At 50.6% G+C, this 9,372-nt stretch carries 7 protein-coding genes; 3 read left to right on the top strand and 4 right to left on the bottom strand.

All coding sequences use genetic code 11. From position 1 onward, the window contains the following. Nucleotides 1–87: 87 nt before the first annotated feature. The 4 genes from EA14781_RS06370 to yebS all read right to left on the bottom strand — a co-directional run bounded on the left by EA14781_RS06370 (nt 88) and on the right by yebS (nt 5,844). A complete protein-coding gene (locus EA14781_RS06370) occupies nt 88–324 on the bottom strand; it encodes a DUF1480 family protein (protein WP_002462308.1) in 237 nt (78 codons plus the stop codon). Nucleotides 325–439: 115 nt separating this feature from the next. Then, complete coding sequence (gene rsmF / locus EA14781_RS06375; protein ID WP_000046972.1) at nt 440–1,879, bottom strand: 16S rRNA (cytosine(1407)-C(5))-methyltransferase RsmF; 1,440 nt, start codon at nt 1,877–1,879, stop codon at nt 440–442. A 79-nt stretch (nt 1,880–1,958) separates the two neighbouring features. Further along, nucleotides 1,959–4,592, bottom strand: coding sequence for a lipid-binding membrane homeostasis protein YebT (gene yebT, locus EA14781_RS06380; RefSeq protein ID WP_000076948.1), 2,634 nt, complete (start codon nt 4,590–4,592; stop codon nt 1,959–1,961). Continuing rightward, on the bottom strand, nt 4,561–5,844 hold the full coding sequence (yebS, locus tag EA14781_RS06385) for a membrane integrity lipid transport subunit YebS (protein ID WP_001207285.1): 1,284 nt from the start codon (nt 5,842–5,844) through the stop codon (nt 4,561–4,563). Before yebS ends, yebT begins: the two co-directional genes overlap by 32 nt. A gap of 129 nt (nt 5,845–5,973) precedes the next feature. On the opposite strand from yebS, the gene msrC reads away from it, so the two are divergent. The 3 genes from msrC (at nt 5,974) to prc (ending at nt 9,334) form a co-directional block, all read left to right on the top strand. Further along, on the top strand, nt 5,974–6,471 hold the full coding sequence (gene msrC / locus EA14781_RS06390) for a free L-methionine (R)-S-oxide reductase MsrC (protein ID WP_001043893.1): 498 nt from the start codon (nt 5,974–5,976) through the stop codon (nt 6,469–6,471). 96 nt (nt 6,472–6,567) lie between these two features. Next, nucleotides 6,568–7,266: an RNA chaperone ProQ gene (gene proQ / locus EA14781_RS06395; protein ID WP_000431383.1), complete on the top strand. Its 699-nt coding sequence runs from the start codon at nt 6,568–6,570 to the stop codon at nt 7,264–7,266. A 19-nt stretch (nt 7,267–7,285) separates the two neighbouring features. Further along, a complete protein-coding gene (gene prc / locus EA14781_RS06400; RefSeq protein ID WP_001055803.1) occupies nt 7,286–9,334 on the top strand; it encodes a carboxy terminal-processing peptidase in 2,049 nt (682 codons plus the stop codon). Nucleotides 9,335–9,372: the final 38 nt, after the last annotated feature.

The raw sequence follows: 9,372 nt of genomic DNA on the forward strand, positions 1-9,372 counted from the left end.
TGCCGTACCGTTAAGTTTAGGAGAGGATTTTACTACGGGAAAATAATCAGGATAAATAACCCGTCATGCCGACGGGTTCTTTTTGGATCAGGCAAGACGCATAATCCAGGCATCAGATTTTTGATCGTAGCGGGTACGGTACAGGACAGAGTGTTCGCCGTTTAGCAGAGCCGGGATGCTGGTTTCGGCATCCCAGGCATCCAGTTGCATACATAAGTCGGGGTCAGATTTACAGGGAATAGTTAACGTTCGAGTGCCTGGCGATTCGCCGTGCAACTCACCGTCGTCGATTTCATAAGCGCCTATGCGCACACTGGTTTTCATCTTCGTGCTCTCCATTTAAGTGCCGATTGTGGTACGACCAGTTCGGCCGCACCATTTTTCAGCGTAGTCAAGGCAGTCAGATTCGCCAGTCAAAACGTGCGCTTTTTGTGCGTTGTCAGAGGTTGCCGGTAAACAGTTTTCCGTCACGCACCAGTTCTCGCGGGTAACTGTTCTTCAAGCGCGAGCCAATGCGTTTAGCTAAGCCGAGCGGTTGATGTTGAAAAGTGACTAACACATCATCTGATGTTGGTGCGGCTTGCGGGTAAACATCTCGTCCGCGATACCATTCTTCCGCTTCCTGTGCTGTCAGCTCGAACGCGTTAGCGTTGTCGGGCGATGCCAGCGCAATGACCGCTTCATGCTGCCAGCGATACCCTTTGTTATGCACCTCGGCAAGTTTTATTCCCGGACGGGAAAACCGAACTTTACCGATTAACACTTCGATGCCAACCGGGAATAACCAGACTTCTTTATCACGTTGCCAAAGGCGCAGATTGTTACCCCACTGTAAGCCAACGCTCTCTGCTGCCAGGCTGATTTGAGAGGCTTCGCGTGTCTTTAATGGGCTAAACGGAAAATTTCCGACTTTATATTTCGGTGTGGGTAAAGCCGGAATCGTCTGGGTTTTACGCAGCCGGGCAACGAAAAAGCCTTCGCAGTCGTAAATTTGTGGAAAAATGTGCAAAAAGCCTTCTTCGGTCAGCGCCTTGTCCGCACCAGAGAAAAGATCGCCAAGCGGTAAAAATTCTACTGCATCGGGGTAAGTCTCTTTCAGCCATAGACAAACGGCTTCGTTTTCTTCCCGGTTTAATGTGCAGGTTGAGTAAACCAGCGTACCGCCAGGGCGTAGCGCATGAAATGCGCTATCGATCAGTTCCCGCTGGGTCGCGGCGATTTCCAGATTGCTTTCCGGCGACCAGTTTTTCAGCGCATCGGGATCTTTACGTACCACGCCTTCACCGGAACAGGGGGCGTCCAGCAAAATAGCATCGAACATTTCTGGCAGTGCCGCACCAAACACGCGGCCATCAAAATGCGTTAACGCAACGTTACTAATGCCACAACGACTGATATTGGCGTGCAACACTTTTACCCGACTGGCAGAAAACTCATTGGCAAGGATCGCCCCTTCGTTATTCATCCGGGCGGCAATTTGCGTGGTTTTTGAACCGGGCGCGGCAGCGACATCCATCACCCGTTGCGGAGAATTATCGTCGGCAAACAGCGCAGCAACGGGCAACATTGAACTGGCTTCCTGAATATAAAACAGGCCGCTTAAATGTTCAGCGGTGCTACCCAGCGGCAATGCATCGTCATCGCTACGTTCAATCCAGAAACCTTCTTCACACCACGGAATCGGCGTTAATGTCCAGCCATAAGGCGCTGTTAATTGCAGGAAATCAGCCACGGAAATTTTCAGCGTATTAACGCGAATGCTACGACGCAACGGGCGCTGACAGGCAGCAAGAAAATCATCAAAAGAGAGCGTCGAAGGCAGCACTTCGCGCATTTGCGTCAGAAAGGCGTCTGGGAAATAAACGGCGTGTTGGGCCACAAGTATATACCACCGGCAAAAAAACAGGCGCGCAGTTTAGCATAAACACTCCGGCGCAAGCACGCCGGAGCTGTACGCATTATCGTGGTAGTGCAGTTCCCCACTCACGCCACTCTTTCGGTTCGCTTTCCAGTAACAGGAAGTGTTTGCCTTCCTGGGCTTTCGGCGCCAGCGGCGTGCCGGGCGGAGTCGCGAAAGCAATGCCGCCACGGATAAACTGGTTAAAGGTGCCTGTTTTCACCACGCCGCCCGTCAGACCAAAGTCCAGACTGTAACCCGATGCCAACCAGAAGACGGAATTGTTACGCACCAGGTGTTGGTAGCGTTTACTGATGCGCATCGCGATCATTACACGGTCTGACAGTGTCCCCAGTGTCATTCCGGTGACTGTGCCCACTTCCAGACCACGGAACAATACGGGCGTCCCAATGCCTAACGAACCGGCCTCCGGCGCTTCGACAATAATACTTAAGCCATCGAGGTAACGAGAATCGGTAATGGTGGTCTCTTGTAATTCAAAATCACGACGAGGATTACCACGCCCTGGTTCGACATTGATATACGGCTGGAGGAGGGTATCGAGATGCTCAACGCCTGCCGCCGAAATTTGCGGTGTGACTACCGAAAAGTGTGTACCACCACGGGCGAAGGTCTGGACATATTCCGGGTAAAGTACCGCTTTCGCCTGTACTTCATTGCGTTCGGTGATCAGATCCAGCGTCTGGATTTGCCCGATATCAATACCGAGATAGCGAATTGGCATGCCGACCGCCAGTTTCCCGGCATCAAAAGCATGGAGAGTGATCTGTCCGCCGACTGCGCGAGCGGCGGTTTCCGAAGCGTACAGAACACGCTTATCGCCTTTGCGTTGACTGGCACTCGCGCCGCTAAGGTTATCGAAGCTGATTGCGCCCTTTAATGCTCTGGAGAGAGGAGACGCCTGAACGGTCAGGCCACTGCCGTTAAGCTGAATTTTCGCCCCGCCTTCAGCCCAGAACACACTATTGTTGGTCAGGAGATTACGGTATTCAGGTTTGATATGCAGATCGATATCAAACGCATTGGCCCGTGGACGTACGGTGATCACTTCTCCGACTTCAAACTTACGGTACAGCACGACAGATCCCGCCTGTACGTCTGGTAGAGTTTCTGCGCTTAAACTGACCGTCGTGGTGGGTAAATCGCTAAGGCTGTTTTCCAGGGCTTTTTCCAGATTGGCATACAGCGGGTAGGTGGCTTTCATCTCACCTTTTTTGCCCGGCAAAATGCGGATACCGCCATTGATCCATTCCGAAGCGCTGGCACCGAGAAACTCCACGCCATCCAGTCCCACTTTTACGTCGACACGGCTGTTGACGACAAATTTGCTATCGCCTTTTACCAGTTCGCGATGCTGTGGTTCAATGGCAACGATAAAGGTGACGCCTTTGTCGGTGAGTTTACGATCAATAACCTGGCCTACCTGCACGCCATGTAGAATCAATGGTTGACCCGCGTCAATGCCATAACTTTCGGAGGCCGTCAGGGTAAGCGTCAGAGCATTCTGTTCATGCAACAACGCTTTTTCGCCAGGAATAACGACAAACTCTTTACGTGGTTCACCATCACCGGGCACCAGTTCGAACGTTTTTCCGGTCAGAAGGGCGCTAATATTGGCATCGCTGAGGGATAATTTCGGATTACGTAATTCTATGCGGGTATTTTCACGTAATAGCGCCACGACGCCGGGATCAACGGTCATTTCACCCGTTACTTTGCCGCCGGGATTTAAATCCAGTTTGGTGAGTTTCCCGACTTCCAGTCCCTGATACATTAACGGCGTGGTATCGACGCTCAATCCTGTGCCGCCTGGCAGATCCAGTTTAATAATTACGCCACGTTGACTGTGGGCTAAATCTTTATACAAACCAAAAGTATCATCTGGCGCCGCAGGTTTTGAGTCATCTGGTGAATCGAAAGCGATCGCGCCGTTAACCAGTGCTGCCAGGCTTTCCAGTTTCACTTTCGCGCCACTCAGACTGACATTGGCATCAACGCCGGAAACGTTCCAGAAACGGCTGCCTTTTTTCACCAGATCGGTGAATCGTCGTTCAATCAGTACATCGATTACCACCCCTTGTTTATTGGGATTGATGGTGTAGTCATACACGCGCCCGACCGGGATTTTACGGAAATAGACTAACGAACCGCTATTCAGCGAACCAAGATCGGGGGCTTGCAGATGGATCATCAGGTCGCCATTATCCAGCCGATATTTCGGTTGGGTATCGAGTGCGACAAAGTGATCCTGCTCTTTACCTCTACCTGGCATCATACCTATGTAGTTACCGCCGACCAGCGCGTCCAGCCCGGAAACACCTGCCAGCGAGGCCTTCGGCGTCACCAGCCAGAATTGTGTCTCTTCGCGTAGCGCATCTTTCATATCGGACTTGATGCTAACTTTTACTTCAATCTTACGTAGATCGTCGCTGAGGCGGACATCCTGCACTGTTCCAACCTCAACCCCCTGATAACGAACAGGCGTGCGGCCAGGGACAATACCGTCCGCTGACATAAAGTCGATGGTGACGGTATTACCCCGGTCCTGATAACTGCCCCAAATCAGCCAACCAGCAATCATTAGCGCGATGAATGGCAGCAGCCAGAAAGGTGAGATACGTCGTTTGGTTTTAATCTGCGCTTCAGTCGTCGAAGCGGGCGTTTCCTGACTCATGTGCATCCCAAAATAAGCGGCTGTCCAGCCATTCCACTGCAAGAATAGTCAAAATAACCGCTGCGCCGAAATAAAACGCAGCCGGTCCCATAGTAAAAGCGAGGATCTGATCGCGATTAATCAGCGACATGGTTAATGAAATAACAAATAGATCGAGCATTGACCAGCGGCCAATCCAGGTCACCAGTCGGAGTAATAACATTCTTGTACGCAGTCCTTGCTGACACTTGAAATGAAGGCTTAACAATAAAGTGAACATAACAATCACTTTGGTAAACGGCACCAGGATGCTGGCAATAAACACAATCCCGGCTACCGCAATATTGCTGTTCGCCAGCGACATAATCCCTGAAAGAATCGTGTCCTCCTGTCGTCCGCCGTTAAGATAAATAATGGAGATAGGCAGTAGATTGGCCGGTAATAACAAAATGACGGAGGCCAGCAGTGCGGCCCAGCATTTTTGCACACTGTGATGGCGACGTAAGCGTAACGGGATGTGGCAACGTGGGCAGCGACCACGTGGATCAGGATAACCCGTAAAGTGACAACCAAGGCAAACGCGTAATTTTTTGTCACAGTGAGAGGCTGATTGTTGTGGGTAAAAGCGCTCCCAAAGCTGCTCAACATTAAGATGTGACAATGTCACGGTCGTTAAAATTACTAATGCGATAAAAGAGAACAGACCGGTACCTGTCTGAATATGGGCATAATCCTGTACCTTTATAGACGCGACGGCAATACCAACCAGATAGATATCCAGCATTACCCACTCTTTCAGGCGTTCCAACATCAGTAGTACCGGGCGCAGATTCATGCCCAACCGGTTGCCGAACCATAAATAAGCGATGGAGGAAACCAGGACTAACGGCGCGCCGATCACACAAAAAAATACCATTGCGCCCGTTATCGCATCGCCCTGTCTGGTCATTTGCCAGATACCTTGCATTACATTGGCGTCGATACGAATACCTAATAGCCAGATATGTAATAGCGGTTCGCCCCAGGCAAACGGCATCAGCAATATCATAGTAAAAGCCATTGCCGCCAGTCGGGTTAGCGACCAGTCGCGACCATCACGGATTTTCGCCTGACAGCGCGGGCAATAGGCACTTTGGTATGAATTTATCGTGGGGAGGTTGAACAACATGTCACATTGCGGACACCGTTGATAATCACCACGCGCCAGTTCCTCGCCGATTGACCTCACTGTTATCTTTTTTGTTGGCGTAATTTGTGGGGTGTTAAGTGCCATGAAGAACCAGTTGCAATAAGAATTAGCATTAATCTTAACCCATGATGGGAATGATCTTGAGCATTAACGCATTTAATGCTTATTTTAATAGGCTGGCAGTTCCAGGTAAGACAACCAAGTGATTATATAATGAACAAAACAGAATTCTACGCGGATTTAAACCGTGACTTTAATGCGTTGATGACAGGAGAAACCAGCTTTCTGGCAACACTGGCGAATACCAGCGCGTTACTATACGAGCGTCTTGCCGACGTAAACTGGGCGGGATTTTACCTGCTTGAAGATGATACGTTGGTACTTGGACCGTTTCAGGGCAAAATTGCCTGCGTGCGGATCCCTGTCGGGCGTGGTGTGTGCGGCACTGCAGTTGCCCGTAATGAAGTACAGCGAATCGAGGATGTTCACGCCTTCGACGGGCATATTGCCTGCGATGCGGCGAGTAATTCTGAAATTGTCCTGCCATTGGCGGTGAAAAATCAGATTATTGGTGTTCTCGATATCGACAGTACGGTCTTCAGTCGCTTTACAGGCGAGGACGAGCAAGGCTTACGCCAGCTTGTGGCACAGCTTGAAAAGGTGCTTGCAACGACGGATTACAAAAAATTCTTTGCGAGCGTCGCAGGATAATCAACGGATAACGTAGCATTTACTGATGACGTCATTATAATGACGCCTGTTCATGCCTGCGCTTGTTGGCTACGTCCGTTGTAATCAGGAAATTTCATGGAAAATCAACCTAAGTTGAATAGCAGTAAAGAAGTAATCGCGTTTCTGGCCGAACGTTTTCCCCACTGTTTCAGTGCGGAAGGTGAAGCGCGTCCGCTGAAAATCGGTATTTTTCAGGATTTGGTCGATCGCGTTGCCGGGGAAATGAACCTGAGCAAAACGCAACTGCGATCCGCTTTACGTCTCTATACTTCGAGCTGGCGCTACCTGTATGGCGTAAAACCAGGCGCGACGCGTGTCGATCTTGACGGCAACCCATGCGGTGAGCTGGACGAGCAACACGTAGAACATGCTCGCAAGCAGCTTGAAGAAGCGAAAGCGCGCGTTCAGGCTCAACGTGCTGAACAGCAAGCGAAAAAACGCGAAGCTGCCATAGCTGCTGGAGAGAAAGAAGACGCACCACGCCGCGAACGCAAGCCACGTCCGACTACGCCACGCCGCAAAGAAGGCGCTGAGCGTAAACCACGTGCGCAAAAACCGGCAGAGAAAGCGCCAAAAACAGTAAAAGCACCTCGCGAAGAACAGCACACCCCAGTTTCTGACATTTCAGCTCTGACTGTTGGACAGGCTCTGAAGGTGAAAGCGGGTCAAAACGCGATGGATGCAACCGTATTAGAAATCACCAAAGACGGCGTCCGCGTCCAACTGAATTCGGGTATGTCTTTGATTGTGCGCGCAGAACACCTGGTGTTCTGAAACGGAGGCCGGGCCAGGCATGAACATGTTTTTTAGGCTTACCGCGTTAGCTGGCCTGCTTGCAATAGCAGGCCAGACCTTCGCAGTAGAAGATATTACGCGAGCTGATCAAATTCCTGTATTAAAGGAAGAGACGCAGCATGCGACGGTGAGTGAGCGCGTAACGTCGCGCTTTACCCGCTCCCATTATCGTCAGTTCGATCTCGATCAGGCATTTTCGGCCAAAATCTTTGACCGTTACCTGAATCTGCTTGATTACAGCCACAATGTGCTGCTGGCGAGCGATGTTGAACAGTTTGCCAAAAAGAAAACTGAGCTGGGTGACGAACTGCGTTCCGGCAAACTTGACGTTTTCTACGATCTTTATAACCTGGCGCAAAAGCGCCGTTTTGAACGTTACCAGTACGCGTTGTCAGTACTGGAAAAGCCGATGGATTTCACCGGCAACGACACCTATAACCTGGATCGCAGTAAAGCCCCCTGGCCGAAAAGCGAAGCTGAGTTGAATGCGCTGTGGGACAGTAAGGTTAAATTCGACGAGTTAAGCCTGAAGCTGGCGGGAAAAACGGATAAAGAAATCCGCGAGACCCTGACGCGTCGTTATAAATTCGCCATTCGTCGCCTGGCGCAGACCAACAGCGAAGATGTTTTCTCGCTGGCAATGACGGCGTTTGCTCGCGAAATCGATCCGCATACCAATTACCTTTCCCCGCGCAATACCGAACAATTCAATACTGAAATGAGTCTGTCGCTGGAAGGGATTGGCGCAGTGCTGCAAATGGATGATGACTACACCGTGATCAATTCGATGGTGGCAGGTGGTCCGGCAGCGAAGAGTAAAGCTATCAGCGTGGGCGACAGAATTGTCGGCGTTGGTCAAACGGGCAAGCCGATGGTTGATGTGATTGGCTGGCGTCTTGATGATGTCGTTGCCTTAATCAAAGGGCCGAAAGGCAGTAAAGTTCGTTTAGAAATTCTGCCCGCTGGTAAAGGCACTAAGACCCGCACGGTGACGTTGACGCGGGAACGTATTCGTCTTGAAGACCGCGCGGTTAAAATGTCTGTGAAAACCGTCGGTAAAGAAAAAGTCGGCGTGCTGGATATTCCTGGTTTCTACGTTGGCTTGACAGATGATGTCAAAGTTCAGTTACAGAAACTGGAAAAACAGAATGTCAGCAGCATCATTATCGATCTGCGGAGCAACGGTGGCGGAGCGCTGACGGAAGCAGTGTCGCTTTCTGGCCTGTTTATCCCATCTGGCCCGATTGTGCAGGTTCGCGATAATAACGGCAAAGTCCGTGAAGATAGCGATACCGATGGTCAGGTCTTCTATAAAGGCCCACTGGTGGTGCTGGTTGACCGTTTCAGTGCTTCGGCTTCGGAAATCTTTGCTGCAGCAATGCAGGATTACGGTCGTGCACTGATTGTGGGTGAGCCGACCTTCGGTAAGGGAACCGTACAGCAGTATCGTTCTCTGAATCGTATCTACGATCAGATGTTACGCCCGGAATGGCCAGCGCTGGGTTCTGTACAGTATACGATCCAGAAGTTCTATCGCGTTAACGGCGGCAGTACGCAACGCAAAGGCGTAACGCCAGATATCATCATGCCGACGGGTAATGAAGAGACGGAAACGGGTGAGAAATTTGAAGATAATGCGCTGCCGTGGGATAGCATTAACGCGGCAACCTATGTGAAATCAGGAGACTTAACGGTGTTTGAGCCGGAGTTACTGAAAGAACATAATGCGCGTATCGCGAAAGATCCTGAATTCCAGAACATCATGAAGGATATCGCACGTTTCAACGCCATGAAGGACAAGCGCAATATCGTCTCTCTGAACTACGCCGTGCGTGAAAAAGAGAATAACGAAGACGATGCGACACGTCTGGCGCGTTTGAACGATCGTTTTAAACGCGAGGGTAAACCGGAACTGAAGAAACTGGATGATCTACCGAAAGATTATCAGGAGCCGGATCCGTACCTGGATGAAACGGTAAATATCGCGCTCGATCTGGCGCGACTGGAAAAAGCCAGACCCGCGGAACAGCCCGCCCCCATCAAGTAACGTCAATCAGGCACAAGAAATTGTGCCTGATTTTTTGT

This window comes from Escherichia albertii NBRC 107761 = DSM 17582, from assembly GCF_000759775.1.
Taxonomy (GTDB): domain Bacteria; phylum Pseudomonadota; class Gammaproteobacteria; order Enterobacterales; family Enterobacteriaceae; genus Escherichia; species Escherichia albertii.

Excerpts from the sequence above, each read along its gene's own strand:
- EA14781_RS06370 (WP_002462308.1), bottom strand. The coding sequence starts at position 324 with ATGAAAACCAGTGTGCGCATAGGCGCTTATGAAATCGACGACGGTGAG.
- yebT (WP_000076948.1), bottom strand. The coding sequence starts at position 4,592 with ATGAGTCAGGAAACGCCCGCTTCGACGACTGAAGCGCAGATTAAAACC.
- yebS (WP_001207285.1), bottom strand. The coding sequence starts at position 5,844 with ATGGCACTTAACACCCCACAAATTACGCCAACAAAAAAGATAACAGTG.
- msrC (WP_001043893.1), top strand. The coding sequence starts at position 5,974 with ATGAACAAAACAGAATTCTACGCGGATTTAAACCGTGACTTTAATGCG.
- proQ (WP_000431383.1), top strand. The coding sequence starts at position 6,568 with ATGGAAAATCAACCTAAGTTGAATAGCAGTAAAGAAGTAATCGCGTTT.
- prc (WP_001055803.1), top strand. The coding sequence starts at position 7,286 with ATGAACATGTTTTTTAGGCTTACCGCGTTAGCTGGCCTGCTTGCAATA.